We start from the raw sequence: 25423 nt of genomic DNA, 5'->3' as shown, positions 1-25423 counted from the left end.
GGCTGCCGGCGCGCGGGGAGCGCCGCGCAGGATCGTGGATTCGATTCAGCGAGCGGGTAGCGGTGAGGATCGGGATGTCGGCGCGCCCGCTCGCGTGCCCGGGCGCTCCGGCGACACGCCGCGCAGGGCCTGTTTCAGACCGTCTGCCCGAGCCGCTGCGCGAGCGCCTTCAGCTTCGGCCCGACCTGCGTGCGGAACACGTCCTCGTCCATCGACGACGCAGGCCCGCTGCAGCTCAGGATCAGCCAGCGCCCCTCGCGCGGCTCGCGAAACGGCACGGCCGCCGCGTTCACGTCCATGTGCCACGCGCGGAACGAATAACAGCATCCGCCTGCGGAGAATTCGGCCACCGCGTCCTGGGCTGCCGCGACGAGTGCATCCGCATCGGCCGCGCCGCCCGCCGCCCGGTGCAGATCCGCGTAGAGCGCGCGGCGCACGTCCTCCGGCTGCACGGCCAGGTACGCGCGCCCCATCGAGCTCGTCAGCATCGACAGCCGCGAGCCGGGCGCCAGCCCGAGCGTCAGCGCCGTTTCGCTGCGGATCGTCTCCAGATAGATCATGTCGAGCCCGTCCCGGCAGCCGAGCGACACGGCCGCGCCGATCTCGCGCGCGAGCGCCTGCATGTGCGGCCGCGCGAGATCGAGGGTGCCCGAGCCGGACAGCAGCGCGTAGCCGAGCGACAACACGCCGGCGTCGAGCGCATACTTTCCGAGCGTCTCGTCGTAGCGCAGGTAGCCGAGCACGGTCAGCGTGTAGGCGAGCCGGTTCACCGTCGCCTTCGGCAGCCCGGTGCGCTCCGCGAAGTCGCGATTGCCGAGCATCGTCTCGCCGGGCCGGAATGCGCGCAGCAGGTCGAGCCCGCGCGCGAGCGCAACGACGAACTTGCGTTCGTCGATCGTGGTTTCGTCGATGGTTGAAAGCGTCATCTGATGCTACACTGGGTTCGTTTTGCAAAACATTGTTCCGCACAGCGGAACATGAGTCAAGCGAACTTTAGACATCGGGCCAGGCGGCGAAGCGCCAACCCGGGGCCGACAGGAGATGAAACGATGGCTGCTGCAACTTTTCATTGGGACGATCCGCTGCTGCTCGACCAGCAACTGACCGAAGAAGAGCGGATGGTGCGCGATGCCGCGCACGCGTACGCGAGGGACAAGCTCGCGCCGCGCGTGACCGAAGCGTTCCGCCACGAGCGCACCGACGCCGAGATCTTCCGCGAGATGGGCGAGATCGGCCTGCTCGGCCCGACGATTCCTGAAGAATACGGCGGCCCCGGTCTCAATTACGTGAGCTACGGGCTGATCGCGCGCGAAGTCGAGCGCGTCGACTCCGGCTACCGCTCGATGATGTCCGTGCAGTCGTCGCTCGTGATGGTGCCGATCCACGAATTCGGCTCGGACGCGCAGAAGCAGAAATACCTGCCGAAGCTCGCGAGCGGCGAATGGATCGGCTGTTTCGGGCTGACCGAGCCGAACCACGGCTCCGACCCGGGCAGCATGGTCACGCGCGCGAAGAAGGTGCCCGGCGGCTATTCGCTGTCCGGCGCGAAGATGTGGATCACCAACTCGCCGATCGCCGACGTGTTCGTCGTGTGGGCGAAACTGGAAGAAAACGGCAAGGACGCAATCCGCGGCTTCATTCTCGAGAAGGGCTGGAAGGGACTGTCGGCGCCGGCGATCCACGGCAAGGTCGGGCTGCGTGCGTCGATCACCGGCGAGATCGTCCTCGACGAAGTGTTCGTGCCCGAAGAGAACCTGATGCCCGACGTGAGCGGCCTGCGCGGCCCGTTCACGTGCCTGAACTCGGCGCGCTACGGGATCGCCTGGGGCGCGCTCGGCGCAGCCGAGTCCTGCTGGCACACCGCGCGCCAGTACGTGCTCGACCGCAAGCAGTTCGGCCGCCCGCTCGCCGCGAACCAGCTGATCCAGAAGAAGCTCGCCGACATGCAGACCGAAATCACGCTCGGCCTGCAAGGCGTGCTGCGTCTCGGCCGGATGAAGGACGAAGGCACGGCGGCCGTCGAGATCACGTCGATCATGAAGCGCAACTCGTGCGGCAAGGCACTCGACATCGCGCGGCTCGCGCGCGACATGCTCGGCGGCAACGGCATCTCGGACGAATTCGGCGTCGCGCGCCACCTCGTGAACCTCGAAGTGGTGAATACGTACGAAGGCACGCACGACATCCATGCGCTGATCCTCGGCCGCGCCCAGACGGGCATCCAGGCATTCTTCTGATCATTCTGATGCGCGGCGCGGCGCCCTTCGCGCCGCATCGTCGCCGCTGAAACGACACGGCCCGCCCGGCATCGCTGCCGGGCGGGCCGTTTTCATCGACGCGCGTTCGTCACGCGCCGCCGATGCGGCAGCCGCTCCTTACTTGTTCGGCTGCGGCGTGAGGCGCAGGTACGGCCGCACGGCGTTGAAACCCTTCGGGAAGCGTTTCTTCAGCTCTTCCGGATCCTGCAGCGACGGCACGATCACGACGTCGTCGCCGTCCTTCCAGTTGCCGGGCGTCGCGACCTTGTAATTGTCGGTCAGCTGCAGCGAGTCGATCACGCGCAACACTTCGTCGAAGTTACGGCCGGTGCTGGCCGGATAGGTGATGGTGAGCCGCACCTTCTTGTTCGGGTCGATCACGAACAGCGAGCGCACCGTCAGCGTTTCGTTCGCGTTCGGATGGATCATGTCGTACAGCTGCGAAACCTTGCGGTCCGCGTCGGCGATGATCGGGAAACCGACCACGGTCGACTGCGTTTCGTTGATGTCGTTGATCCAGCCCTTGTGCGATTCGACGCCGTCGACCGACAGCGCGATCACCTTCACGTTGCGTTTCTCGAATTCGCCCTTCAGCTTCGAGGTCAGCCCGAGTTCAGTCGTGCACACCGGCGTGTAATCGGCCGGGTGCGAGAACAGGACACCCCAGCTGTCGCCCAGCCACTCGTGAAACTTGATGGGGCCCAGGCTCGATTCCTGCTCGAAATCCGGTGCGATGTCGCCAAGACGCAGACTCATGATGTTCCCTCCTCGAACGATGCTGGTTGAAACCGCGCGCTGGATGGCGCGGGACAGTCCATCAGCTTACGGGAAGCAATGAGACATGCGAACGATTATTACGTTTGATATTCATACTTTTTTGTCATTTTTGCCGGGTGGCGGCGCGGCACGAATGGCGCCCAGGGAAACTTTTCGTATCGTCTGAAGCTCTGTTGACGATTACGAGTCGTTTACCATGCAGTCTTGCACTGCCGCCGTTTATTTGTCCCGGCTCGCCAGCGGGCAGGCGTTTCGCTAGGATGTGAACCTGCAGCATGACAGCATGAAGGGAGTTGCAATGTCGGAAATCAACAAGGAGAAACTGATGTCGGATATCAAAACCGTTCTCGCGGACGCCGAGGATCTGCTCAAGCAAGCGGCGAGCAGCACGGGCGACCGTGCGGCCGAACTGCGCGAAAAAGCCCTGTCGCGCCTGAAGCAGGCCAAGGAAAAGGCAACCGACGTCCAGGTCGTGGTGGTCGAGAAAGGCAAGAAGGCCGCGCGCGCGACCGACGACTACGTGCACGAGCATCCGTGGACGTCGATCGGCGTCGCCGCCGGCGTCGGCGTGTTGATCGGCCTGCTGATCAACCGCAAGTAACGCGCTCGGCGCCGTTCCGCCCCATGCGCCGCCCGGTGCGGCACATGGGCGCCGAAGCCGGCCGGCGGTTCGCCGCCGGCCAGCTTTGACCTAGACGCTCACTGCGCGCGCAAGCGCCTTATTCATGACGACAGACACCCACTCGCAGCCGTCCGGCCAGGGACCGTTGCGCCGCTTCGTCGGCTCCGCGATCGGCCTGCTGCAGACGCGCCTCGAACTGGTCGGCATCGAACTCGCCGAGGAGAAGGAACGCCTGATGGGCGTGCTGTTCCTCGGGCTCGCGGCCATGATGCTCGCGACGATGGCGCTCATCAGCCTGACCGTGCTCGTCACGATCGCGTTCTGGGACACCTACCGGTGGCAATCGCTCGCGGTCATCACCGCGCTGTACGCGATCGCCGGTATCGCATGTGCGCTGAAGGCGCGCACGAGCCTGCGCGAGGCGCCGACCGTGTTCGAAGCAACGCTCGCCGAGCTCGAGAAAGACCGCGAGGCTTTCCGCGGCAAGCCGTGAACGCAGTCGCGTTCACCCCTCTCACCTACTTCGCCGACGCGCCATGAGCCAGAACGTCACGGGCCACTCGCCCCGCCCCCATTCGTCGCGATCGAAGTGGAGCGCGTCGCAGCATCGCGCGCTCCGCAAGGAATTGCTGATCCTGCGATCCGAGGTCGAGCGGCTCGAGCTTGCCGAAGCCGCCGCCGAAATGCGCCACGCCGTCACGCGCTTCAGCTGGCTCAAGGTGTTCATCCCCGGCCTGTCGAGCGGCAAGTTGAGCCAGTCCGCCAAGAACCTGAACGCGAACCTCGGCCAGCTCGTCAACCAGTATCCGATGCTGAGTTCGCTCGCGTCGCTCGTGCTGGCGAAACCCATTCGATCGCTGCTGCGCGCGAGCGCGGGCCCCGCGCTGAAGTGGGGCACCGTCGGCTTCGCCGCGTGGGAGTTCTACCGGATCTGGAAACAGTCGCGCGATGAACGCGCAATGGCCGCGAGCGACGACTGATACGCAACGACGGGCGTGCACGGCCATCCGGCGGTGCGCGTTTTTCCGTGCGTGATCGGACGATCGGGTAATCGGGCGATCAGCGCACGCCCCAGCATGTCCGCTCCAGTGTCTCGGACGCTGCGTCGCTCGATCCCGTATTGCCTTTCGTGCCGTCCGAACGCAGCGTGAATGCGCCGCATGCATCGGCGCGCATCGGGCCTGCCTCGAGCGGGTTCGCAACGAGTTCGTAGACGACCTGCGCATCGTCGCCGACCGATCGTTTCAGCCCCACGCGGTAAATCGCCTGCCCGTCCGGCGGTGCCTGTGCGTATGCGTCCGGCAACGTCTGCGGCGCCGGGCCGTCGAGCGTTTCGAGATATTGAGCGGCGCGATACAGCGCGGCGACCGCGGACGCGCGATGCATGCGCGCGACATGTTCGCGATATGACGGGACGCCCCACGCGGCCAGCACGGCGACGATCGCAAGCACGATCATCAGTTCGAGCAACGTGAACGCCGCCAACCGGCGCAGCAATCCAGGCGCTTTCATCGATGCACCGCCGCGACGCGACGCCAGCGCTGCGCCACGATGCGTCCGTCGCGCAGCGCGACCTGGCTCTGCAGCCAGACCACGCTCGACGCATGGCCACCGACACCACGCGCGGTGACGAGGTAAGCGCGACTCCCTTGCGGACCGACGCCTCGCCAGGCTTCGATCAGGCAACGCGGCGGCTGGGCCGCCATCGGCCAGGAGGCGAACGGCGCGAATGCATCGTCGACGCCCAGCGCGGGCGTACGCCGCCATGCATCCGGCTCGCCGGGTGATAGCGGTTCGTCCATGTACGGCGCCCCGCCGCGGAGCAATCGCGCGGTACAGGCTGCCAGTGCTGCGTCGGCCGCGTGAAATGCAATCAACCGGTCCGACAATGCACGCGTGCGGCGCGATTCCGTCAGCGCGGATTCGAACCATGTACCGGTCAGCGCGGCGACCGCCGCGCCGACAGCGATCACGGCAGGCAGTGCAAGGCCCGCGTCGCGACGCCAGCCGCGGCTGGCGGATGGAAAGCGTGCGCGCGTCGTTCTTCCGCTCAGCATGAGGCCCTCACCGCTTGCCGTGAGTCGAAGAAAGCAACGATGCGCCCCCTTGCGCGGACGGCCGCGATTCGCATCGCAAGCTCGCCGACGAATCCGGTTGCATGGATCATCGCGCTACCTCGTGGTCCTGCGCCGCGTCACGGACGGGATCCGCGAAGGCGACCGCGGCATTGCGCAACGCGACGATTCGATGCAGCACCAGAAGCGCGCGATCATCCCGCGAAACGGCCGTGCGGCCGTCGCAATCGACATGACGCGCGGGCCCGTCAATCGGTTCGCCACGCGCCCGCACGCATACATGCACGGCGACGACATCGTGCCAGTCGCCTGCACCCATCGCCTCCGCGTCGACGAACCGCGCGCCTTCGCGACGCAGGTAACGGACCCGCAACTGATCGATGCCGGACACGACGGGCTGCGGCGTACCCGGGCGCCCGCTTCCCTCGCAGTACAACTCGGGCTCGCCCGTCGACGGGCTGACATGCGCGTCGAAACGGTTTTCCACGAGCGGCCGCTCACCGGGAGCGCCGACACCCTGCCCGAGACAATCCGACACCTGTGCACCGACCGTCGGCCACGTCGACACGGCATCGCCGACATACCGAACCAGCACCGCATCCGACGCTGCGCGCACGGCTTCGCAGCGCACCTGCGCGCCATCGCCTCGCACGCGCCCCGCGGAACAACCGAACACCGGCGGCAGCGATGACGCCCCTTCGACATCGAGCGGACGAAACCCGGCCATCTGGATCTGCTGGCCGATCAGCATCAGCGCGGTCGCGGCCGCATCGCGCATCCGGAACCCGTCTTCCGCGCGCCGCTGCGCGATGCGCTGGGCGTGGTACAGCGCACCGGCCGCGGCAAGCACGAGCAGGCCGACGGTCATCGCGATCAGCACTTCGAGCAGCGTATGCGCGCGGCTGCGGCGATCAGCGTTCGTCCGCATCGGCATGGGCCTCCCGAAACGGTATCCGCACGCACGACGCCGGCTTGACCGTAGCGCCCGCACCTTCACATCGCGTGGAAGTCGCCGCGTAGGCGTTGGTGTCGCGCCAGCCGACCACCACGTAGCGGACACCGGCCGGCCCATCGTCGAGCGTCATCGTGCCGCCGGGCAGCGATGCAGCCGCGAGCGCCGCGATGCCGTCGTCGGCGCCCGTCGCCGCGCGCCGGCGCTCGATGCGAGCGTCGGCCAGCCACAGCGCGCGTTCACGCCAGATCGTCGCCCGCTGCGTGCGCGTCATCGCGAGCTGACTGCCGGCCACGGCCAGCATCACGGTTGCGAGCAACGCGATGGCCAGCACCGCTTCGAGCAGCGACGTGCCGCGCATCGACTTGCGTGCGCACGTCATGCCGCGTCGCAACGACCGGCGACGACGCGTGCCCGACCGCCCGCCGCGATCCGGATGCAGCGCGATACGCGTGCGTCATCGCCGGGCAGCGCACGCTGCGGACGCAATTCGAAACGCCGGATCCCGCCGATCACCTGGCCTGCCGACGGCGCAAATGCCAGATCGTGCGCCGCGCCCGCGATAGCGACGTCGGCATCGCGCGGATAGCGCCGCAGCACGCGCGACTGCCCGTCGAACTGCCCGCTGACGATCCAGCCGCACGACCATTCCGCCGGATCGCACCGCTCGCCGGGCCGCACGCAGTCGCCATCGCGCCCGGCCCTGCACAGCGTGACACGCACGCCGAGACGCGTCGCCTCGGTGCGCGCGAACGACAGCGCACCAAGCAGCGCGAGCGCGCGGGCCTCCACGCGTTCGCGCATGCGCCACTGATCGAATGCGGGTGCGGCGTAAAGTCCGATCGCGGCTGCCAGCGCGATCGCGACCATCAACTCGACGAGCGTGAAGCCGCCGCATCGCATGCGTTTTTCAACACCCTGCCGGTGCAGTCCCATCGCGATCGCCCTCCGTCAACGTGATGCGTCGACTGTAGCGACGCGAGCGAACGCGCGCCATTGGCCGAACGGCCGACTGGCGACGTGCGATCGCAGCCGACACAATCGGCGCGAACTGAACCACGGAGAAGACGATGAACGGACGCAGCGCGTCAGCGCTTACGCGGAGGCTTGGAGGGGGACGCGCGACGGAACTCTTCGATCACGTCGGCAAATTCGGAAACGTCCTCGAACCGGCGGTAAACCGACGCGAAACGGACATAGGCGATCGTATCGAGGCCGCGCAGCTCGTTCATCACGAGCTCGCCGAGCTTCTCGCTACGCACTTCACGCTCGCCGGTTGCGAGCAGCTGATATTCGATGCGGGCGACCGCCGCGTCGATCGCGTCAGCCGCAACCGGCCGCTTGCGCAGCGCGAGTTGCATGCTGGCGACGATCTTGCGACGGTCGAATTCCGTGCGGCTGCCGTCCTTCTTCACGACGGCCGGCAGGTTCAGCTCGACCCGCTCGTACGTCGTGAAGCGCTTGTCGCAAGCCGAGCAACGACGGCGCCGACGAATCGCGGCGCCATCTTCGGACACGCGCGAGTCGACGACCTGCGTGTCCTCATGCCGGCAGAACGGGCAGCGCATGCCGGATCAGCGATAGACCGGGAAACGCTTGGTCAGCTCGGCCACTTGCGCGCGCACGCGCTCGATCGTCGCTGCATCTTCCGGGTTCTCGAGCACGTCGGCGATCAGGTTGCCGACCTGCTCGGCTTCCGCCGTGCCGAAGCCGCGCGTCGTCATCGCCGGCGAGCCCAGGCGGATGCCGCTCGTCACGAACGGCTTCTCCGGATCGTTCGGGATCGCGTTCTTGTTCACCGTGATGTGCGCCGCACCGAGTGCCGCTTCCGCTGCCTTGCCCGTGATGTTCTTCGCGCGCAGGTCCACCAGCATCACGTGGCTTTCGGTGCGCCCCGACACGATCCGCAGGCCACGCTTGACCAGCGTTTCAGCCAGCACGCGTGCGTTCTCGACGACCTTCTGCTGATATTCCTTGAACTCCGGCGACAGTGCTTCCTTGAACGCCACCGCCTTGCCGGCGATCACGTGCATCAGCGGGCCGCCCTGGATACCCGGGAAGATTGCCGAGTTGATCTGCTTCTCGTACTCGGCCTTCATCAGGATCACGCCGCCGCGCGGGCCACGCAGGCTCTTGTGCGTCGTCGTCGTGACGAAGTCCGCGTGCGGCACCGGGTTCGGGTACACGCCCGCTGCGATCAGGCCCGCGTAGTGCGCCATGTCGACCATCAGGTACGCGCCGACCGACTTCGCGATCTTCGCGAGACGCTCGAAGTCGATCTTCAGCGCGAATGCCGATGCACCCGCGACGATCAGCTTCGGCTTGTGCTCGTTAGCCAGCTTCTCGGCCGCGTCGTAGTCGATGTCTTCCTGTTCGTTCAGGCCATAGCTGACGACGTTGAACCACTTGCCCGACATGTTCACCGGCGAGCCGTGCGTCAGGTGGCCGCCATGCGCGAGGCTCATGCCCATGATCGTGTCGCCCGGCTTGAGCATCGCGAAGAACACGCCCTGGTTCGCCTGCGAACCCGAGTTCGGCTGCACGTTCGCGGCTTCCGCGCCGAACAGCTGCTTCACACGGTCGATCGCCAGCTGCTCGACCACGTCGACGTACTCACAGCCGCCGTAGTAGCGCTTGCCCGGATAACCTTCCGCGTACTTGTTCGTGAGCTGCGAGCCCTGTGCGGCCATCACGGCCGGGCTCGTGTAGTTTTCCGACGCGATCAGCTCGATGTGATCTTCCTGGCGGCGGTTTTCCTGCTCGATCGCTGCAAAGAGTTCGGGATCGACGTTCGCGATGGTGCTTTGGGCTCTGTCAAACATACGGTTTCCGTTAAGTGTGTACAGGTTGACCGGGGCGGCCGAGTACATTGCGCTGCTGGCGGAACCAGCTCGACGTGGCGGAAGAATCCGTATGACGCGAGACGGGACAGCCACCGGCGATGCACGCAACGGCGCACAACGGCTGCCCAGGCGAACGGCAAAAACGGCGCCCCGCGCTTCACGGTGGGATGCTCCACCTTGAACCCGAAGGGTTCTATCGCCAGTCACGCAGGGGTGATGAGCGCGTTAGTTTATTGGATGCGTCATGAATAGGCAACCGCGCGGCAGCGGCCCCGAAACAATAAGGGCCAGACTTTACGCACCCGTGCCGACGCGCTTTGGCGCCTTGCCGCGGTGCGGCAATCTCAGTAGGCTTGCGGGATACTATCCGCTACTTTGTTACCGACCAGGAGCAGCAATGATCGTGTTCGTCACAGGCGCGTCCGCCGGCTTCGGCGCCGCAATCGCCCGAGCCTTCGTCAACGGCGGCCATCGCGTCGTCGCAACCGCGCGCCGCAAGGATCGTCTCGATGCGCTCGCGGCCGAACTTGGCGAGGCACTGCTGCCGCTCGAGCTCGACGTGCGCGACCGCGCCGCAGTAGAAGCCGTGCCGGCCGCCCTTCCCGCCGAATTCGCGGCGCTCGACGTGCTCGTCAACAACGCCGGTCTCGCGCTCGGTGTCGAGCCGGCCCACAAGGCCAGCCTCGACGAGTGGCAAACCATGATCGATACGAACTGCTCGGGCCTCGTGACCGTCACGCACGCGTTGCTGCCCGGCATGATCGAGCGCGGCCGCGGCCATATCTTCAACCTCGGTTCGGTGGCCGGCACCTATCCGTATCCGGGCGGGAACGTATACGGCGCAACCAAGGCTTTCGTCAGACAATTCAGCCTGAACCTGCGCGCCGACCTGATCGGCACGCCGTTGCGCGTAACCGACATCGAGCCGGGCCTCTGCGGCGGCACGGAATTCTCGAACGTCCGCTTCCGCGGCGACGATGCGAAGGCGGCGAACGTCTACCAGAACGTCCAGCCGCTCACGGCCGAGGACATCGCCGACACGATCTACTGGATCGCGACGCGCCCCGCGCACGTCAACATCAACACGATCGAGATGATGCCGGTCGCCCAGGCTCCGGCCGGCCTCACGATCCATCGCGGCTGACACGACGGGCGCAGCCGCGGGCCCGCCTCCGGCCGGCCCGCGGCATGCTGCGCCGTACTACATTCCGTTACGAATCGGTTACGAATCCGGCCTCGGCCTTCCGGTAAAATGCGCGCCATGACTCAGCCTACCCGCTCCCCGGACGCGCACTGCGGCTTCACCTGGCCGGTACGCGTGTACTACGAGGACACCGACGCAGGCGGCATCGTCTTCTATGCCAACTACCTGAAATTCTTCGAGCGCGCTCGCACCGAATGGCTGCGCGCGTGCGGCATCGACCAGCGTCGGCTCGCCGACGACACGGGCGCGATCTTCATCGTCCGCAGCACGACGCTCGACTACCGCGCTCCGGCGCGACTCGACGACACGCTGACGATCACGAGCCGGCCCGGACGCATCGGCCGCGCCTCGGTGGAATTCACGCAGGAAGCATGGCGTGGCGACACGCTGCTCGTCGCCGGGCACATCCGCCTCGGCTGCGTCGAACAGATCGGCATCCGGCCCGCGGCGATCCCGCCGGTCGTGCTCGACGCGCTGCAACGCGGGCCCGTCATCGACGCCGGGCAGACTGCCGTACTGTCAACGAAGCTCGGATGAGCACCGTTTAGACAAGGCCCATGAACTTGCCTTCCTGAATCGATACTAAGCAAGGTTCGGCGCCAGGCCAGGCCGGCGCGCCGCGCCACACGCATACCGTGCGCCCTCGCCGGACACCCCCGAAGGGACGTTACTCAAACCTCTATGAACACTTCTCAAGACCTGTCGATCATTTCCCTCGTCCTCAACGCGAGCGTGCTGGCCCAGGCCGTGATGGGGCTGCTGTTGCTGCTGTCGCTGATGTCGTGGACCTTCATCTTCCGCAAGTGGTTCGCGATCCGCCGCGCACGCGCGCAGACCGAACGCTTCGAAAGGGATTTCTGGTCGGGCGGCGACCTGCAGGCGCTGTATCAGAGCGCGGCCAACAACCGTCACACGATCGGCGCGCTCGAGCGGATCTTCGAATCGGGGATGCGTGAATTCCTGAAGGCGAAGGAAAAGCGCATCAGCGACCCGGGCCTCGTGCTCGACGGGGCACGCCGCGCGATGCGCGCGTCGTTCCAGCGCGAAATGGACGTACTCGAAGCGAACCTCGCGTTCCTCGCGTCGGTCGGCTCGGTCAGCCCGTACATCGGCCTGTTCGGCACCGTCTGGGGGATCATGAACTCGTTCCGCGGCCTCGCGAACGTGCAGCAGGCGACGCTCGCGAACGTCGCACCGGGCATCGCCGAGGCACTCGTCGCCACCGCGATCGGCCTGTTCGCCGCGATTCCGGCGGTGGTCGCGTACAACCGCTACGCGCACGACATCGACCGCCTCGCGATCCGCTTCGAGACCTTCATCGAAGAGTTCTCGAACATCCTGCAGCGCCAGGCCCAGTAAGGAGCACGCCATGGCAGGAAGCCCCATTCGATCCAGCATGCGCGGCGGCCGCTCGCGCCGCGCGATGGCCGACATCAACGTCGTGCCGTACATCGACGTGATGCTGGTGCTGCTCGTGATCTTCATGGTCACGGCACCGCTCGTCGCCCCGTCGATCATCAATCTGCCGACCGTCGGCAACGCAGCACCGCAGGAACAGACGCCCCCCGTCGTCGTCAACATCAAGGCCGACCGCACGATGAGCGTCAAGTACAAGAGCGACGCCGGCGCGACGCAGGAAGACACGATGACCAAGGCCGAGCTCGACAGCTTCATCTCGGCCCGGCAGGCTGACCATCCCGACCAGCCCGTCGTGATCGCGGCCGACAAGACCGTGCAGTACGATGCGGTCATGACCGTGATGTCGGACCTGAAGGCGCGCGGCGTCAAGCGCGTCGGCCTCCTCGTCAAATCGCAATGAACCGGCAGCAATCCACGCGCGGCAACGCCTACCCGTCTCAGCCCCCGCGCGAGCGCGGCACCTGGCGCGCGTTCGCGCTCGCCGCGCTGATGCACGTGCTGCTCGCGCTGTTCCTCTATCACGGCGTGCAATGGCAGAACAGCACGCCGGCCGGCTCCGAGGCCGAGCTGTGGACCGAGGTACCCGACGTGCCCGCGCCGCGGCCCGTCGTCACGCCCGCGCCGCCCGCGAAGCTCGCACCGCCCCCTCCCCCGGTCCGGGACGAGCAGGCGGACATCGCGCTGCAGCAGAAGAAACGGCAGCAGGAAGCGGCCGCGCGCGAAGCGCTGCTCGAGCAGCAGCGCCGCGCGCAGCAACTGAAGGCCCAGCAAGAGGAAACCCGGCGCGAGCAACTCGCGGCCCAGCAGGCTGCCGCGCTCGCCGCGCAGAAGGCCGCCGAGCGCGAACGGCAGAAGCAGGCGGACAAGCTCAAGCAACAACAGCTCGTGGAGCAGCAGAAGCTCGAACAACAGAAACTCCAGCAGCAGAAACAGCAGCAACAGAAGCAGGCGCAGCTGGAAGCGCAGCAGGCAGCGAAGGCCAGGGCCGACGCGGCCGCGAAGGCGAAGGCGGAAGCCCAGGCCAAGGCGAAGGCTGAAGCGACGGCGCGCGCGAAGGCCGACGCGGCAGCGAAGGCGAAGCTCGACCGTGAGCGCAACGCGCGCCTCGCGCAGATGCAGGGCATGTCCGGCGCCGGCGAAGGCGGCGGCGAGGGCCTCGCGAAAAGCGGCACCGGCACGGGCTCCGGCGGCAATGCCGCATCGCCCGGCTATCCCGACAAGGTGCGTCGCCGCGTGAAGCCGAACATCGTCTGGGGCGGCGAGCGCGCGGGTCTGACGACCGTCGTCGCGATCCGCTGCACGCCGTCGGGCGACGTGCTCAGTGTTTCGATCCGCCGTTCGAGCGGAAATTCGGGGTGGGATCAAGCCGTGGTCAATGCGATCCAGTCGTCGGTCCCATTGCCGCCCGATTCTAACGGTCGTACCCCGTCCGACATTACGATTACCTTCAAGGCGGCGGAGTGATCGCAAATGCGCTTACACTCCGTGCGTCGCTGCCGGACGGGAACGAATCGGGTATTTTTACTGTCTCTGCGGTTGCGCAGCGATCCAAGTCACATGGGAAGCAAGAAGCATGAGTTTGATGACGAAACTAGGTTTCAGGGCACTCGTGGCCTCGTGTCTGATTGCGGCCGGCGGCGCCGCTAACGCGCAGGTCAACGTGCTAATCACCGGCGTCGGTTCGACCCAGTTCCCCATCGCCACCGCGAACTTCGCGAACGAGGCAGGCCTGCCGCAGCAGGTCACGTCGATCGTCCGCTCCGACCTCGCCCGTAGCGGCAAATTCACCAACATCGACGCGGGCAGCACGCCCGTGCCCGAGACCGCATCGGTCGATCTCGGCGCATGGAAGGCCAAGGGCGCGAATGCGTTCGTCGCCGGGAGCGTGAACCGCGAAGCGAACGGCCAGTACAAGGTGAACTTCATCCTGTACGACACCGTGAAGCAGCAAAGCCTCGGCGGCCTGTCGCTGACGGCCACCGACACCACGCTGCGCACGGCCGGCCACAAGATCGCCGACTACATCTACCAGAAGCTGCTCGGCGTGCGCGGCGTGTTCGCCACGCGCCTGTCGTACGTGATCAAGACGGGTAACCGCTACCAGCTGCAGATCTCGGATTCGGACGGCCAGAACCCGCGCATCGCGCTGTCGAGCACCGAGCCGATCATCTCGCCGTCGTGGTCGCCGAGCGGCACGAAGGTCGCGTACGTGTCGTTCGAGCGCAAGAAGCCGATCGTCTACATCCATGACCTGCCGACCGGCCGCCGCTACATCGTCTCCGACCAGAAGGGCAACAACAGCGCGCCGGCGTGGTCGCCGGACAGCAACACGCTGGCCGTTGCCCTGTCGCTGACGGGCAATACGCAAATCTATACGGTCAATGCAACCGGTGGCGGTCTGCACCGGCTCACGCAGAGCAGCTCGATCGATACCGAGCCGTTCTACTCGCCGGACGGCCGCTGGATCTATTTCACGAGCGATCGCGGCGGCGCGCCGCAGATCTACCGGATGCCGGCGCAAGGCGAAAGCGCCGGCGCGGCACAACGCGTGACCTTCACCGGCAGCTACAACACCAGCCCGCGCATCAGCCCGGACGGCAAGCTGCTCGCCTACATCTCCCGCACGGGTGGGGGGTTCAAGCTGTACGTTCAGGATCTGCAATCCGGGGCGGCGAACGCCGTCACGAATACCAATCGCGACGAATCGCCGAGCTTCGCGGCAAACGGCCAGTACCTTCTCTACGCGACCCAGTCGGGTGGTCGTAACGTGCTGGCAGCAGTGCCCTCCGACGGCAGCGCGCCGCCGCAAATCCTGTCCGTCCAGGGCGGCTCCGTTCGTGAGCCGTCGTGGGGGCCCTTCATGCAATGACCACAAGGAGAGTAACCATGATGTCGAATAAAGCTCGTCTGGCCTTGGCCGTGATGATGATCAGCGCGCTCGCAGCGTGCAAGTCGGGTGTGAAGCTCGACGACAAGGCCAACGCAGGTGCGATGAGCACGCAGCCGAGCGCCGACAACGTCGCGCAAGTGAACGTCGATCCGCTGAACGACCCGAACAGCCCGCTCGCAAAGCGCAGCATCTACTTCGACTTCGACAGCTATTCGGTGAAGGACGAGTACCAGCCGCTGATGCAGCAACACGCTCAGTACCTGAAGAGCCATCCGCAGCGTCACGTGCTGATCCAGGGCAACACCGACGAGCGCGGCACGAGCGAGTACAACCTCGCGCTGGGCCAGAAGCGTGCGGAAGCTGTCCGCCGCGCGATGGCACTGCTCGGCGTGAACGACTCGCAGATGGAAGCCGTGAGCCTCGGTAAGGAAAAGCCGCAAGCAGCGGGTCACGACGAAGCATCGTGGGCGCAGAACCGTCGCGCCGACCTCGTCTACCAACAGTAAGTAACGGAAGAGTTGCCGTATGACGCACCGTGTATCCTGGCTGCGCATCGCCGCAGCGTTCTGCGTCGTCGGCGCGGCGTGGTCGGCCGCGCCGGCGCACGCCGGCATGTTCGACGACAACGAGGCGCGCCGCGCCGTGCTCGATCTGCGCAGCAAGAGCGACAACCTGTCCAGCCAGCTGTCGGCCGCCCAGCGTACGATCCTCGATCAATCCGGCCGTATCGACCAGCTGAACCAGCAGGTCGCGACGCTGCGCGGCGAGAACGAGGATCTGACGAACCGGCTGACGACGCTCGAGCGGCAGCAGAAGGAGTATTACCAGGATCTCGACACGCGGCTCAAGAAGTTCGAGCCGCAACAGGCGACGATCGATGGTGTCGAAGGCACCGTGCAGCCGGGTGAAACGGATGCGCTCAGCGCGGCGCAGCAGCAATTCCGCAACGGCAACTTCAAGGCGGCCGCGGCCTCGTTCCGCAGCTTCATCGCGAAGTACCCGCAGAGCCCGTACCAGCCGACTGCGCAGTACTGGCTCGGCAATGCGCAATACGCGCTGCGCGACTACCGCGGCTCGACCGCGACGTGGCAAGCGATCGTGAGCAAGTATCCGCAGCATCCGCGTGCGGCCGACGCGCTCGTCGCGATCGGGACGAACCAGCTCGAGCAAGGCCAGAAGGCGGCAGCGAAGAAGACGTTCGAGCAGGTCGTGTCGCAGTACGCCGGATCGAACGCTGCGCAGACCGCGCAGGGCAAGATCGAGAGCATCAAATAAATTACCGTGTCGAATTGTTGACAGCCCTTCAATTCGCCGATATAATCTTTTGCTCTTTGGGTCGTTGAGCAAGTTGTCAGCGCAACGGACCAACCGGTTTCAAGAACGTGGGGTGGTAACTCAGTTGGTTAGAGTATCTGACTTTTAATCAGAGAGTCGAGGGTTCGAGTCCCTCCCACCCTACCAACTATCTTTGATAGTGCAATAAAAGCCTCCCGAGTGGAGGCTTTTTTGCGTCTGCTTCCCGCAGTATTGCGCTCGGCATCTCGATGATGCTCGCGCCGCTTTCGACGAAGTCGATCGAACGCGGAGCCGGCGCGTGTCATGCGACACAGGCGGCCCGCTCGGGCGCCACGCTTCGCGTGGCGTCACCGTCACTCCTGAACGGTCGGCGCGGAATCCGCGTCGGTAAAGCGCGGCTTGGCGCGCTGCATGTCGCGCGTATTCTTCTGCACGGTCACCGCACCGAACGAACAGCACGAGCACGAACGACCTCGCGTAGAAGCCCTTCTCGCTCGGTTGCAGCGTCGCATTGAAGAATGCCGACGACCAGCAGCGCGATAGCGATCAACAGCGCGACCCAGCCGTTGTGTCTTGTTCGAAATCGTTTTCATCGGAATACATTTCGCGCATGGTAGCCGCGTTGCCGCACCACACGACGATCGCGCTGCCGGTCTTACGTGTCCCGCTGCGCGCGCCGCCAGCGCCCCGGCGTCGTGCCGAGCACCGCGCGAAACGCCTTGCCGAACGCCGCCTCGGACTGATAGCCGACCGCCTGCCCGATCTCCGCCTGGCCGCGCTGCGTGCCCTGCAGCAGCGCGCATGCATGCATCATCCGGATCTGCGCGACGAACGCGCCGACGCTCATCCCGGCCTTCTCGCGGAAATGCCGCGCATAGGTCGCGCGTGACATCGCGGATGCCGCGCCGAGCGATTCGACCGTCCACGCCTGCGCCGGCGCCTGCAGCACTGCCTGGACCGACGGGCCGAGCCGCGCATCGGCAGCCAGCGCGAGCCAGCCGGCCGGCACGCGCGCATCGCGGCCGTACGCACGCAACGCGTAGGCGAGCAATGCCTGCCCCAGCGCATTCACGATCGCGCGCGCACCCGGCTGCGCGCTCGATGCCTCGGCACGCAGCACGCTCGTCAGCAGTTGCAGCGACGCGGGCCCCGACGCCGCGCGCAGCCCGACATGCAGCACCCGCGGTAACGTACGCATCAGCAATTCACCTGCGCCGCGCGCATAAATGAAGCGCCCGCAGAGCAGGTCGACGCTCGCATCGGCCGGATCCGCGGGATCGCGATTCGACTTGACCGGCAGCACCGCGCCGCCGGCCGCGCCCGGTTCGCGCAGCGACGCGACCGGCGGCCGCGCGCCGCCACCCCCGACATCGGACAAATCGTGCGCGTCGCCCGCCGGCAGCAGCACGAAGTCGCCGTCGGCCAGCCGCAGCGTGCGCCCGTCGGCCGTGCGCAGCCGGCACGTTCCGGACAGCAGCAGGTGAAACGCCGCCTCGCCGGGCGGCAACGGATCGTGCGGCATCGCGAACGGGCCGTCGAGCAGGCAGCGCACGTCGAGCTCGACATGGCTGCGGCCCAGCGACAACAGTTGACTCAACGCGTCCATGAGACGTTTGCGCTAAAAATTGACACTCTAGCGTATCGAAACCCTCAGCGCGAACGCTCAGAATAAGTCCTGCATCGCCCGAGATCGCGGCATCCGCCGCCTGATCCACCTCTTCTCGAAAGGACGCATCATGCTGAACTGGAACGAATACCGGAAGGAACTCACGACGCGCATCGGCGACATCGCGAAGCTCTCGCCCGACACGCTGGCCGGCTACAAGGCGCTGTCCGGCGCCGGCGCCAAGACAGGCCATCTCGACGCGAAGACGCGCGAACTGATCGCGCTCGCGGTGGCCGTCACGACGCGCTGCGACGGCTGTATCGCGGTGCACACGGCCGAAGCCGCGAAGCATGGCGCAACCAAGGAGGAAGTGGCCGAGGCGCTCGGCGTCGCGATCGCGCTGAATGCGGGCGCGGCGCTCGTCTATTCGGCCCGCGTGATGGACGCGCTCGGCGAGTGACGCGCACCTGAAGGGTGCGGCGCCCGCCGCATCCTTCGCGGACGATCGCCGGCGCGGCCGGCCAGCCGGCCAGCCGGCGGACGCGCCGCGGTCGCGCACGCCGGCGCCGCGAAGTCGGCTACCATGCGCGAGAAGATTCATCGCGAAGGAGCGCTCCATGTGCCGCTGGCTCGCCTATACGGGTAATCCGATCCATCTCGAGACCGTCCTGTTTCGCGCGAAGCATTCGCTGATCGACCAGAGCCTGCATTCGGAGCTGGGCGCCACGACCACCAACGGCGACGGGTTCGGCATCGGCTGGTACGGCCGCCCCGAGGAACTGCCGTTCCGCTATCGGTCCGTGCATCCCGCATGGAACGACCGCAACCTGCGCGAAGCCGCGCGCGCGATCCGCTCGCGGATGTTCATCGCACATATCCGCGCGGCAACCGACACGCCCGTCCAGGAAACCAACTGCCATCCGTTCCGCCACGGCCGCTGGCTGTTCGCGCACAACGGGCTGATTCGCGATTTCCACAAGCTGCACCGCGACCTGACGATGAAGGTCGACCCGGCACTGTTCCCGACGATCGAAGGGACGACCGACTCCGAGCTGATGTTCCGTCTCGCGCTGACCTTCGGCCTGGAGCAGACGCCGCTGCCGGCGCTCGAACGGATGGTCGGCATGGTCGAGGAAACCGCCGCGCGATACCGCGTTGCCGAGCCGCTCAACATGACGATCTGCGCGACGGACGGTGAGCGGATCATCGCGGTGCGCTACTCGAGCGAACGGCAATCGCGCTCGCTGTTCCACAGCACGTCGTTCAAGCATCTGCACGAACTCTATCCGCACAACCCGCGCATCGCGGAAGCGGGCGACGACGCGTTCATGGTCGTGTCGGAGCCGCTCGTCGACTTGCGCGGCGCATGGGAGGAAGTGCCGGAAAGCATGGCGATCGTCGCGCAGGGGGCGGATGTGCAGCAGCGGCCGTTCAATCCGCGGCATAAGTAGGCTGAAGCTGCGTTTCAACTCCTGCCGCCACGGCGAAATGTGTCCGAATCAAACCGGATTTAGCGAATAAACTGACAGGCGTGCCAACGACGACGGCGCCACCAGCCGTGACGGCAAAGCAAAAACACGGCAATGCTAAATCACGATATAAAACGAGTGATTCGCACCGACTGAATCGAGCATGGTATAGTTATCGCCGATTTCAAGTATCGCAAAAACCATCACCGCATTCGACACCCACTCCCGCTTGCCGTTTCTTTGCTGCGGTTCGCGCAAATGTTTGCGCGAGATTGCATGTCTGATGAATTCCCCGCAAGAGCACGGGAAATCGTGATACCCCGTACGCAACCGGCACCGGCCGGGTCCCGCGGTATAGAGAATTAATAGTCTTTCAACGCAGACTGTCCGGTTGGCACATGCGTTGCCCCCGAGGAATATCCTAGAATATGCGTGCAATCCAGCCCGCCACGTCCGCCAGGCTCGCACGATTTCTTGATATTCTTCAACGCGCGTCAACCGAAGGCAGCGCGCGAACGAGAACAAGGCAGGATTCACTGCCATTAACGTAATGAGAGAGGCTACATGATATTGGTTACAGGTGGCGCCGGCTTTATCGGTGCCAACTTTGTGCTTGACTGGCTGCGTCAATCGGACGAATCGGTTCTGAACGTCGACAAATTGACCTATGCGGGCAATCTCGGAACGCTAAAATCGCTGCACGGAAACCCGAAGCACGTGTTCGCGCACGCCGATATCTGCGACCGTGCAGCACTCGACGCGCTGTTCGCGGAATACAAGCCTCGGGCGGTCCTGCATTTCGCTGCGGAAAGCCACGTCGATCGCTCGATTCACGGGCCGGCGGATTTTGTTCAGACCAATGTCGTCGGGACATTTACGCTGCTCGAAGCCGCGCGCCAGTACTGGAATACGCTGCCGGAGGCGGACAAGGCCGCATTCCGTTTTCTGCACGTTTCCACGGACGAGGTATTCGGTTCGCTGTCGCCTGCCGATCCGCAATTCTCCGAAACGACTCCGTACGCACCGAACAGCCCCTATTCGGCGACCAAGGCCGGTTCCGATCATCTCGTGCGCGCGTATCAGCATACGTACGGCCTGCCGACGCTGACCACGAACTGCTCGAACAACTATGGCCAGTACCAGTTCCCCGAGAAGCTCATTCCGCTGATGATCGCCAACGCGCTCGCCGGCAAGCCGCTGCCCGTGTATGGCGATGGCCAGAACGTACGAGACTGGCTGTATGTCGGCGACCACTGCAGTGCGATCCGCGAGGTACTCGCGCGCGGCCAGACCGGCGAAACGTACAACATCGGCGGGTGGAACGAGAAAACGAATCTCGAGGTCGTGCACACGCTGTGCGACCTGCTGGACGAACTGCGACCGAAATCGGCGGGCTCGTACCGCGACCAGATCACTTACGTGACCGACCGGCCGGGCCATGACCGACGCTACGCGATCGATGCGCGCAAGCTCGAGCGCGAACTCGGCTGGAAGCCCGCCGAAACGTTCGAAACCGGTCTCGCGAAAACGGTGCGCTGGTATCTCGACCATCAGGAATGGGTCGACGAAGTCGCTTCGGGCGAGTACCGCAAGTGGGTCGCAACGAACTACGCGCACCGCGCGTAAGGGGAACGGACATGGCGCGCAAGGGCATCATTCTCGCCGGCGGTTCCGGCACACGGCTCTATCCGATCACGCATTCGGTCTCGAAGCAGTTGCTTCCTGTCTACGACAAGCCGATGATCTATTACCCGCTGTCGACGCTGATGGTAGCGGGCATTCGCGACGTGCTGATCATCTCGACGCCGCAGGACACCCCGCGCTTCGAAGCCATGCTCGGCGACGGTAGCCAGTGGGGGATGAACATCCGGTATGCGGTGCAGCCGTCACCGGACGGTCTTGCGCAGGCGTTCGTCATCGGCCGCGAATTCGTGGGCAACGACCCGTCGGCGCTTATCCTCGGCGACAACATCTTCTATGGTCACGACCTGGCCAAGCAGCTCGAGCACGCAGACGCGCAGGACGCGGGCGCAACGGTGTTCGCCTATCACGTACACGATCCGGAGCGTTACGGCGTCGTCGAGTTCGACCAGCACTTCCGTGCCGTATCGATCGAAGAGAAGCCGGCCAAGCCGCGTTCGCACTACGCCGTGACCGGCCTCTACTTCTACGACAACCGCGTGTGCGACATCGCCGCCGACATCGAGCCGTCGCCGCGCGGCGAACTCGAAATCACCGACGTCAATTCCCGCTATCTCGCTGACGGCGCGTTGAACGTCGAGATCATGGGCCGCGGCTATGCATGGCTCGACACCGGCACCCACGATTCGCTGATCGAGGCCGCCAGCTTCATCGCGACGCTGCAGAAGCGGCAAGGTCTGGTCGTCGCCTGCCCCGAGGAGATCGCGTACCGCAGGCACTGGATCGATGCCGAACAGGTACAGAAGCTCGCGCAGCCGCTGTCGAAAAACGGCTACGGCAAATATTTGCTGAACATTCTTACGGATCAGGTTGCATGGCCATCACGGTAACTGCTACGGCGCTCCCCGAAGTCAAGATCGTCGAGCCGAAAGTATTCGGCGACGCGCGTGGCTATTTCTACGAGAGCTTCAACGGGCGCGAATTCGCGGCGCTCGTCGAGGCCGACGTCGAGTTCGTCCAGGACAACCACTCGCGTTCCGCGAAGGGTGTGCTGCGCGGGCTCCACTACCAGATCGAGCACGCGCAGGGCAAGCTCGTGCGCGTGGTCGAAGGCGAGGTGTTCGACGTCGCAGTCGACATCCGGCGCAGTTCGCCGAATTTCGGCAAATGGGTCGGTGTGACGCTGTCGGCCGACAACCATCGCCAGCTGTGGGTGCCGCCCGGCTTCGCGCACGGCTTCGTGGTGCTGTCGGAGTCCGCACAATTCCTCTACAAAACCACCGACTACTGGTTCCCGGAGCACGAGCGCAGCCTGCTGTGGAACGATCCGGAGATCGGCATCGAATGGCCGCTCGACGGCGAACCGCTGCTGGCCGCGAAAGACGCGGCGGGCAAGCGGCTCGCCGAAGCCGAGTGCTTCCAGTGAGGGCCGCCGTGCAAACGCCCGAACCGCGAACCATCCTGCTCACCGGAATCAACGGCCAGGTGGGATTCGAGCTGGCGCGCACGCTGCAAGGGCTCGGTAACGTGGTCGCGCTCGACCGCAACCGGCTCGACCTGTCGCGCCTCGACCAGGTGCGCGAGGTCGTGCGTGAAGTGAAGCCCGACCTGATCGTGAATCCGGCCGCGTACACGGCGGTGGATCAGGCGCAGACCGACGTCGCGCTTGCCACGCGCCTGAACGCCGAGGCGCCCGCGGTGCTGGCCGAAGAGGCGAAGCGCATCGGCGCGGCGCTGATTCACTACTCGACCGATTACGTCTTTGCCGGGACGAAGGACGGCCCGTACGTCGAGGACGATCCCGTCGATCCGCAAAACGTCTATGGCAAGACCAAGCTCGCGGGCGAACAGGCGATCGCGGCCGCCGGCTGCGCGCATCTGATCTTCCGCACGAGCTGGGTGTACGGTGCGCGCGGCAAGAACTTTCTGCTGACGATGCTGCGCCTGGGCGCCGAGCGCGACGAACTGAAGATCGTCGCGGACCAGATCGGTGCACCGACCTGGTCGAACACGATCGCAACGCTGACCGCCCATGTCGTCGCACAGGCCGCCGCCACCGGCGCGGCCGGTCGGGAAGCATGGTGGAACGCGCATTCAGGCATCTATCACCTGTGCGCGGCGGGTTCGACTTCGTGGCACGGCTTCGCCGAGGCGATTTTCCGTCTCTCGAATCTACCAAGGAAGCCTGCGGTCATGCCGATTCCCGCCAGCGCCTATCCGACACCCGCCAGCCGCCCGGCCAATTCGCGGATGTCGAACGAGAAACTGGCCGAGCACTTCGGCGTGCGCGCGCCGCATTGGGAAGCTGCGCTCGAGCTGTGCATGAAAGAAATTTAACGCGCACCGTCAGCCGCGGCGCGTGAGCCGCATGCGGACCGAATCGAGTTCGGCGGGCAGCCGGCGCGAGCGCTGACGCGACCGCGTCAGCACGGCAAAGCCGAGCCGCTCGTACAGTTCGCGGGCACGTACATTCCGGGTCAGCACGTCGAGCACGATTTCTCGGCTGCGGTCGTCCGGCACCGCACCGGTCTCGAGCGCGTCGCGCAGCAGTGCGGTGAAGATGCCCGTGCCGCGCTGCCGCTCGTCCGTCGCACAATGCGCGATGAGGATCTGCGCACGTTTCGGCGCCGGAATCTCCGTTTCGAGCACCAGCCCGCGCAGCAACTGGCCGATCGCGCGGCGCACGCCGAAAAAGCGCGCCAGGGCCCACACGACGTGAAGGTCGTCGAACATCGTCCGGCGCCCGTCATGGATGGCCATCACGGCCTGTACCGTGCCGTCGGCGCCGACCGCGACCCGATGCCGGCGCCATGAGAACCGGCCGTGACGCGAGCGGAAAGCCTGTTGCAGGAACGCAATGCAGCGCGCGTCGCTTTCACCGAGGAAGAAGCCGAATTCGCCGACACCGGATGCGAACACGAGCGGCGCGCATGCCGCCGCATCGTCCGCGCAAGCGGCGCGAAACGGTGTCGACGCATCGGCATGCGGCGCGTCGAAGGATGGTGCGAGCGCCGCGGCGGGCGTCACGTTGCCCGCCCCGCCAGGCGGGCCAGCACGGCGACGGCCCGGCTGATCTGCGCCGGCGCGTGCGTCGAGCAAATGAAGAAACGCAGGCGCGCGGCCTTCTCCTCGACGGCCGGATAGAAGATCGGCTGCACGTTGATCCCTTCGTCGAACATCGCGTTGGCCCACTGCGCGGCTTTCAGCGAACTGCCGGTGATCACCGGCACGACCGCATAGCCGGCGCTCGTGCCGGTGTCGAGCCCCGCGGCGCGCGCCTCGGTCAGGAACTGCCGGCCGCGCGCCTGCAATTGCGCCACCCGCTGCGGTTCGGCCTGCAGGCGTTCGAGCGCGGCCAGCGACGCTTCTGCGAGCGTCGGCGCGAGTCCGACGCTGTAGAGAAAGCCCGGCGCCAGATGGCGCAGCATGTCAACGAGCGGCTGGCAGCCGGCGATGAAACCACCGCAACCGGCCAGCGTCTTGCTCATCGTGCCCATCCACATGTCGACCTGGTCGGGTGCGACCGCGCAATGCTCGCGGATGCCCTTGCCCGTCGCACCGAGCACGCCGAGCGAATGCGCTTCGTCGACCAGCAGGAACGCGCCGTGGCGCGTCTTCACGTCGACGAAACGCTGCAGGTCCGGAAAATCGCCATCCATGCTGTACAGCCCTTCGATCGCGATCAGCACGTGCCGGTATTCGCGCCGCACGCGCGACAGCAGTACGTCGAGCGCCTGCCAGTCGTTGTGCGCGAAGCTCAACCGCTTCGCGCCGCTCAGCTGCGCGCCCTGCACGATGCTGTTGTGCGCGAGCGCGTCGTGGACGATCAGGTCGCCGGGGCCGAACAGCGCACCGATCACGGTCACGTTGGTCGCGTGGCCGCTCACGAACGCGACGCAATCGTCGGTCTCGTAGAACGCAGCCAGCGCGCGCTCGAGGTCGCGCTGCACCGGACGCTCGCCCGCGACCATCCGGCTCGCGGACGCCGACGTGCCATAGCGATCGATCGCGGCCTTCGCCCGCTCGGATACGGCCGGATCGCCGGCGAGACCGAGATAGTTGTAGTTCGCGAAGTTCACGTATTCGCGACCGCCGATTTGCGTGGTCGCGCCGGCGATGCCGTCATGCACGCGGAAGAACGGCGAGTCGACGCGCAGCTTCTCGCCCATCTCGCGCATGATCCTGACCTGCTGATACTGCGGCATCGATTCGAAACGGCTGCGCGCCGACGCGGCCGGTGCCGCCGGTGCCGCCGGTGCAGCGGGCACGCCGGGCGCCGCGACGGCTTCCGTCGCGCGCTCCAGCTGCCGTTTCAGGGCTTTCGCCGCCAGTTGCTGGCGAAGGTGTTCTCCGAGTGCCATGTCTTTGGTT

At 65.9% G+C, this 25423-nt stretch carries 30 protein-coding genes, 1 tRNA gene, 1 pseudogene and 1 riboswitch; of the genes and pseudogenes, 19 read left to right on the top strand and 13 right to left on the bottom strand.

Going from position 1 to position 25423, the window contains the following annotated elements:
* Positions 1 to 134: 134 nt before the first annotated feature.
* Positions 135 to 926: an IclR family transcriptional regulator gene (locus tag DID99_RS17280; protein ID WP_044844103.1), complete on the bottom strand. Its 792-nt coding sequence runs from the start codon at positions 924 to 926 to the stop codon at positions 135 to 137.
* A gap of 123 nt (positions 927 to 1049) precedes the next feature.
* On the opposite strand from DID99_RS17280, the gene DID99_RS17275 reads away from it, so the two are divergent.
* Positions 1050 to 2237: an acyl-CoA dehydrogenase gene (locus tag DID99_RS17275; protein WP_044844102.1), complete on the top strand. Its 1188-nt coding sequence runs from the start codon at positions 1050 to 1052 to the stop codon at positions 2235 to 2237.
* A 138-nt stretch (positions 2238 to 2375) separates the two neighbouring features.
* On the opposite strand, the gene DID99_RS17270 is transcribed toward DID99_RS17275, so the two are convergent.
* Complete coding sequence (locus DID99_RS17270; RefSeq protein ID WP_034182833.1) at positions 2376 to 3014, bottom strand: peroxiredoxin; 639 nt, start codon at positions 3012 to 3014, stop codon at positions 2376 to 2378.
* A gap of 319 nt (positions 3015 to 3333) precedes the next feature.
* Here DID99_RS17270 and DID99_RS17265 point away from each other — a divergent pair, with 319 nt between their 5' ends.
* From DID99_RS17265 to DID99_RS17255, 3 genes are all read left to right on the top strand, one after another.
* Complete coding sequence (locus DID99_RS17265) at positions 3334 to 3636, top strand: YqjD family protein (RefSeq protein WP_044844101.1); 303 nt, start codon at positions 3334 to 3336, stop codon at positions 3634 to 3636.
* A 124-nt stretch (positions 3637 to 3760) separates the two neighbouring features.
* Positions 3761 to 4150, top strand: coding sequence for a phage holin family protein (locus tag DID99_RS17260; RefSeq protein WP_124667205.1), 390 nt, complete (start codon positions 3761 to 3763; stop codon positions 4148 to 4150).
* A gap of 43 nt (positions 4151 to 4193) precedes the next feature.
* Positions 4194 to 4637 (top strand): DUF3318 domain-containing protein, encoded by a 444-nt coding sequence (locus DID99_RS17255; protein WP_124571657.1) that lies wholly within the window; start codon positions 4194 to 4196, stop codon positions 4635 to 4637.
* A gap of 79 nt (positions 4638 to 4716) precedes the next feature.
* Here the strand turns inward: DID99_RS17255 and DID99_RS17250 are convergent, their stop codons facing one another.
* From DID99_RS17250 to glyA, 7 genes are all read right to left on the bottom strand, one after another.
* The gene (locus DID99_RS17250) at positions 4717 to 5169 is read right to left on the bottom strand and encodes a type IV pilin protein (protein WP_124571656.1); all 453 of its coding nucleotides are present in this window, start codon (positions 5167 to 5169) and stop codon (positions 4717 to 4719) included.
* The gene (locus tag DID99_RS17245) at positions 5166 to 5714 is read right to left on the bottom strand and encodes a pilus assembly protein (protein ID WP_124488706.1); all 549 of its coding nucleotides are present in this window, start codon (positions 5712 to 5714) and stop codon (positions 5166 to 5168) included. The genes DID99_RS17250 and DID99_RS17245 overlap by 4 nt, the downstream gene beginning before the upstream one ends.
* Positions 5715 to 5820: 106 nt before the next feature.
* On the bottom strand, positions 5821 to 6660 hold the full coding sequence (locus DID99_RS17240) for a PilW family protein (RefSeq protein ID WP_124667204.1): 840 nt from the start codon (positions 6658 to 6660) through the stop codon (positions 5821 to 5823).
* Positions 6644 to 7066 carry a hypothetical protein gene (locus DID99_RS17235; protein ID WP_044844097.1) on the bottom strand — a complete coding sequence of 141 codons (423 nt, stop codon included), beginning with the start codon at positions 7064 to 7066 and terminating at the stop codon, positions 6644 to 6646. Before DID99_RS17235 ends, DID99_RS17240 begins: the two co-directional genes overlap by 17 nt.
* On the bottom strand, positions 7063 to 7620 hold the full coding sequence (locus DID99_RS17230; RefSeq protein ID WP_124528988.1) for a GspH/FimT family pseudopilin: 558 nt from the start codon (positions 7618 to 7620) through the stop codon (positions 7063 to 7065). Before DID99_RS17230 ends, DID99_RS17235 begins: the two co-directional genes overlap by 4 nt.
* A 152-nt stretch (positions 7621 to 7772) precedes the next feature.
* Complete coding sequence (nrdR, locus tag DID99_RS17225; RefSeq protein WP_006760615.1) at positions 7773 to 8252, bottom strand: transcriptional regulator NrdR; 480 nt, start codon at positions 8250 to 8252, stop codon at positions 7773 to 7775.
* A 6-nt stretch (positions 8253 to 8258) separates the two neighbouring features.
* Positions 8259 to 9506, bottom strand: a complete 1248-nt coding sequence (glyA, locus tag DID99_RS17220) for a serine hydroxymethyltransferase (protein ID WP_044844095.1) — start codon at positions 9504 to 9506, stop codon at positions 8259 to 8261.
* Between the two features lie 137 nt (positions 9507 to 9643).
* Positions 9644 to 9744: riboswitch (ZMP/ZTP riboswitch) on the bottom strand.
* 180 nt (positions 9745 to 9924) lie between these two features.
* On the opposite strand from glyA, the gene DID99_RS17210 reads away from it, so the two are divergent.
* From DID99_RS17210 to DID99_RS17170, 9 genes are all read left to right on the top strand, one after another.
* Positions 9925 to 10671, top strand: coding sequence for an SDR family NAD(P)-dependent oxidoreductase (locus DID99_RS17210; RefSeq protein WP_044844094.1), 747 nt, complete (start codon positions 9925 to 9927; stop codon positions 10669 to 10671).
* Between the two features lie 108 nt (positions 10672 to 10779).
* Positions 10780 to 11268 carry a tol-pal system-associated acyl-CoA thioesterase gene (gene ybgC, locus DID99_RS17205; RefSeq protein WP_124667203.1) on the top strand — a complete coding sequence of 163 codons (489 nt, stop codon included), beginning with the start codon at positions 10780 to 10782 and terminating at the stop codon, positions 11266 to 11268.
* Positions 11269 to 11412: 144 nt separating this feature from the next.
* Positions 11413 to 12090 (top strand): protein TolQ, encoded by a 678-nt coding sequence (gene tolQ / locus DID99_RS17200; protein WP_010091489.1) that lies wholly within the window; start codon positions 11413 to 11415, stop codon positions 12088 to 12090.
* 10 nt (positions 12091 to 12100) lie between these two features.
* Positions 12101 to 12550 carry a protein TolR gene (tolR, locus tag DID99_RS17195; RefSeq protein ID WP_124487921.1) on the top strand — a complete coding sequence of 150 codons (450 nt, stop codon included), beginning with the start codon at positions 12101 to 12103 and terminating at the stop codon, positions 12548 to 12550.
* Entirely contained in the window at positions 12547 to 13614 is a 1068-nt protein-coding gene (gene tolA, locus DID99_RS17190; protein WP_044844091.1) for a cell envelope integrity protein TolA, read from the top strand. Before tolR ends, tolA begins: the two co-directional genes overlap by 4 nt.
* 109 nt (positions 13615 to 13723) lie before the next feature.
* Positions 13724 to 15019 carry a Tol-Pal system beta propeller repeat protein TolB gene (gene tolB / locus DID99_RS17185; protein WP_044844090.1) on the top strand — a complete coding sequence of 432 codons (1296 nt, stop codon included), beginning with the start codon at positions 13724 to 13726 and terminating at the stop codon, positions 15017 to 15019.
* A gap of 17 nt (positions 15020 to 15036) precedes the next feature.
* On the top strand, positions 15037 to 15546 hold the full coding sequence (gene pal / locus DID99_RS17180; RefSeq protein ID WP_044844089.1) for a peptidoglycan-associated lipoprotein Pal: 510 nt from the start codon (positions 15037 to 15039) through the stop codon (positions 15544 to 15546).
* A 19-nt stretch (positions 15547 to 15565) separates the two neighbouring features.
* A complete protein-coding gene (ybgF, locus tag DID99_RS17175; RefSeq protein ID WP_124487923.1) occupies positions 15566 to 16315 on the top strand; it encodes a tol-pal system protein YbgF in 750 nt (249 codons plus the stop codon).
* 109 nt (positions 16316 to 16424) lie between these two features.
* A tRNA-Lys gene (locus tag DID99_RS17170) sits at positions 16425 to 16501 on the top strand.
* Positions 16502 to 16689: 188 nt separating this feature from the next.
* Here DID99_RS17170 and DID99_RS38475 read toward each other — a convergent pair.
* A pseudogene (locus tag DID99_RS38475) lies at positions 16690 to 16898 on the bottom strand (YiaA/YiaB family inner membrane protein); the annotation flags it as partial.
* A gap of 93 nt (positions 16899 to 16991) precedes the next feature.
* Complete coding sequence (locus tag DID99_RS17160) at positions 16992 to 17942, bottom strand: AraC family transcriptional regulator (protein ID WP_124667202.1); 951 nt, start codon at positions 17940 to 17942, stop codon at positions 16992 to 16994.
* A gap of 130 nt (positions 17943 to 18072) precedes the next feature.
* Between DID99_RS17160 and DID99_RS17155 the strand changes: the two genes are divergently transcribed.
* From DID99_RS17155 to rfbD, 6 genes are all read left to right on the top strand, one after another.
* The gene (locus tag DID99_RS17155; protein ID WP_044844086.1) at positions 18073 to 18402 is read left to right on the top strand and encodes a carboxymuconolactone decarboxylase family protein; all 330 of its coding nucleotides are present in this window, start codon (positions 18073 to 18075) and stop codon (positions 18400 to 18402) included.
* Positions 18403 to 18559: 157 nt separating this feature from the next.
* On the top strand, positions 18560 to 19393 hold the full coding sequence (locus tag DID99_RS17150; protein WP_124667201.1) for a class II glutamine amidotransferase: 834 nt from the start codon (positions 18560 to 18562) through the stop codon (positions 19391 to 19393).
* Between the two features lie 582 nt (positions 19394 to 19975).
* Positions 19976 to 21037, top strand: a complete 1062-nt coding sequence (gene rfbB, locus DID99_RS17145; protein WP_124487933.1) for a dTDP-glucose 4,6-dehydratase — start codon at positions 19976 to 19978, stop codon at positions 21035 to 21037.
* Positions 21038 to 21048: 11 nt separating this feature from the next.
* On the top strand, positions 21049 to 21942 hold the full coding sequence (rfbA, locus tag DID99_RS17140; protein ID WP_044844083.1) for a glucose-1-phosphate thymidylyltransferase RfbA: 894 nt from the start codon (positions 21049 to 21051) through the stop codon (positions 21940 to 21942).
* A complete protein-coding gene (gene rfbC / locus DID99_RS17135; protein WP_044844082.1) occupies positions 21927 to 22478 on the top strand; it encodes a dTDP-4-dehydrorhamnose 3,5-epimerase in 552 nt (183 codons plus the stop codon). Before rfbA ends, rfbC begins: the two co-directional genes overlap by 16 nt.
* An 8-nt stretch (positions 22479 to 22486) precedes the next feature.
* Positions 22487 to 23389, top strand: a complete 903-nt coding sequence (rfbD, locus tag DID99_RS17130) for a dTDP-4-dehydrorhamnose reductase (protein WP_044844081.1) — start codon at positions 22487 to 22489, stop codon at positions 23387 to 23389.
* Positions 23390 to 23398: 9 nt separating this feature from the next.
* Here rfbD and DID99_RS17125 read toward each other — a convergent pair whose 3' ends face one another.
* Both DID99_RS17125 and DID99_RS17120 read right to left on the bottom strand, forming a co-directional pair.
* The gene (locus DID99_RS17125) at positions 23399 to 24079 is read right to left on the bottom strand and encodes an N-acetyltransferase (protein ID WP_124667200.1); all 681 of its coding nucleotides are present in this window, start codon (positions 24077 to 24079) and stop codon (positions 23399 to 23401) included.
* The gene (locus DID99_RS17120) at positions 24076 to 25413 is read right to left on the bottom strand and encodes an aminotransferase class I/II-fold pyridoxal phosphate-dependent enzyme (protein WP_124667199.1); all 1338 of its coding nucleotides are present in this window, start codon (positions 25411 to 25413) and stop codon (positions 24076 to 24078) included. Before DID99_RS17120 ends, DID99_RS17125 begins: the two co-directional genes overlap by 4 nt.
* Positions 25414 to 25423: the final 10 nt, after the last annotated feature.

Origin of the sequence: Burkholderia sp. Bp8986, assembly GCF_003854225.1 — a bacterium.
Lineage (GTDB): Bacteria > Pseudomonadota > Gammaproteobacteria > Burkholderiales > Burkholderiaceae > Burkholderia.
This window is presented reverse-complemented; position numbering and strand designations above follow the sequence as displayed.

What these genes read in the sequence shown, in the direction of transcription:
- DID99_RS17280 (WP_044844103.1), bottom strand. Translation starts at nt 926, where the DNA reads ATGACGCTTTCAACCATCGACGAAACCACGATCGACGAACGCAAGTTC.
- DID99_RS17275 (WP_044844102.1), top strand. Translation starts at nt 1,050, where the DNA reads ATGGCTGCTGCAACTTTTCATTGGGACGATCCGCTGCTGCTCGACCAG.
- DID99_RS17270 (WP_034182833.1), bottom strand. Translation starts at nt 3,014, where the DNA reads ATGAGTCTGCGTCTTGGCGACATCGCACCGGATTTCGAGCAGGAATCG.
- DID99_RS17265 (WP_044844101.1), top strand. Translation starts at nt 3,334, where the DNA reads ATGTCGGAAATCAACAAGGAGAAACTGATGTCGGATATCAAAACCGTT.
- DID99_RS17260 (WP_124667205.1), top strand. Translation starts at nt 3,761, where the DNA reads ATGACGACAGACACCCACTCGCAGCCGTCCGGCCAGGGACCGTTGCGC.
- DID99_RS17255 (WP_124571657.1), top strand. Translation starts at nt 4,194, where the DNA reads ATGAGCCAGAACGTCACGGGCCACTCGCCCCGCCCCCATTCGTCGCGA.
- DID99_RS17250 (WP_124571656.1), bottom strand. Translation starts at nt 5,169, where the DNA reads ATGAAAGCGCCTGGATTGCTGCGCCGGTTGGCGGCGTTCACGTTGCTC.
- DID99_RS17245 (WP_124488706.1), bottom strand. Translation starts at nt 5,714, where the DNA reads ATGCTGAGCGGAAGAACGACGCGCGCACGCTTTCCATCCGCCAGCCGC.
- DID99_RS17240 (WP_124667204.1), bottom strand. Translation starts at nt 6,660, where the DNA reads ATGCGGACGAACGCTGATCGCCGCAGCCGCGCGCATACGCTGCTCGAA.
- DID99_RS17235 (WP_044844097.1), bottom strand. Translation starts at nt 7,066, where the DNA reads ATGACGTGCGCACGCAAGTCGATGCGCGGCACGTCGCTGCTCGAAGCG.
- DID99_RS17230 (WP_124528988.1), bottom strand. Translation starts at nt 7,620, where the DNA reads ATGGGACTGCACCGGCAGGGTGTTGAAAAACGCATGCGATGCGGCGGC.
- nrdR (WP_006760615.1), bottom strand. Translation starts at nt 8,252, where the DNA reads ATGCGCTGCCCGTTCTGCCGGCATGAGGACACGCAGGTCGTCGACTCG.
- glyA (WP_044844095.1), bottom strand. Translation starts at nt 9,506, where the DNA reads ATGTTTGACAGAGCCCAAAGCACCATCGCGAACGTCGATCCCGAACTC.
- DID99_RS17210 (WP_044844094.1), top strand. Translation starts at nt 9,925, where the DNA reads ATGATCGTGTTCGTCACAGGCGCGTCCGCCGGCTTCGGCGCCGCAATC.
- ybgC (WP_124667203.1), top strand. Translation starts at nt 10,780, where the DNA reads ATGCGCGCCATGACTCAGCCTACCCGCTCCCCGGACGCGCACTGCGGC.
- tolQ (WP_010091489.1), top strand. Translation starts at nt 11,413, where the DNA reads ATGAACACTTCTCAAGACCTGTCGATCATTTCCCTCGTCCTCAACGCG.
- tolR (WP_124487921.1), top strand. Translation starts at nt 12,101, where the DNA reads ATGGCAGGAAGCCCCATTCGATCCAGCATGCGCGGCGGCCGCTCGCGC.
- tolA (WP_044844091.1), top strand. Translation starts at nt 12,547, where the DNA reads ATGAACCGGCAGCAATCCACGCGCGGCAACGCCTACCCGTCTCAGCCC.
- tolB (WP_044844090.1), top strand. Translation starts at nt 13,724, where the DNA reads ATGAGTTTGATGACGAAACTAGGTTTCAGGGCACTCGTGGCCTCGTGT.
- pal (WP_044844089.1), top strand. Translation starts at nt 15,037, where the DNA reads ATGATGTCGAATAAAGCTCGTCTGGCCTTGGCCGTGATGATGATCAGC.
- ybgF (WP_124487923.1), top strand. Translation starts at nt 15,566, where the DNA reads ATGACGCACCGTGTATCCTGGCTGCGCATCGCCGCAGCGTTCTGCGTC.
- DID99_RS17160 (WP_124667202.1), bottom strand. Translation starts at nt 17,942, where the DNA reads ATGGACGCGTTGAGTCAACTGTTGTCGCTGGGCCGCAGCCATGTCGAG.
- DID99_RS17155 (WP_044844086.1), top strand. Translation starts at nt 18,073, where the DNA reads ATGCTGAACTGGAACGAATACCGGAAGGAACTCACGACGCGCATCGGC.
- DID99_RS17150 (WP_124667201.1), top strand. Translation starts at nt 18,560, where the DNA reads ATGTGCCGCTGGCTCGCCTATACGGGTAATCCGATCCATCTCGAGACC.
- rfbB (WP_124487933.1), top strand. Translation starts at nt 19,976, where the DNA reads ATGATATTGGTTACAGGTGGCGCCGGCTTTATCGGTGCCAACTTTGTG.
- rfbA (WP_044844083.1), top strand. Translation starts at nt 21,049, where the DNA reads ATGGCGCGCAAGGGCATCATTCTCGCCGGCGGTTCCGGCACACGGCTC.
- rfbC (WP_044844082.1), top strand. Translation starts at nt 21,927, where the DNA reads ATGGCCATCACGGTAACTGCTACGGCGCTCCCCGAAGTCAAGATCGTC.
- DID99_RS17120 (WP_124667199.1), bottom strand. Translation starts at nt 25,413, where the DNA reads ATGGCACTCGGAGAACACCTTCGCCAGCAACTGGCGGCGAAAGCCCTG.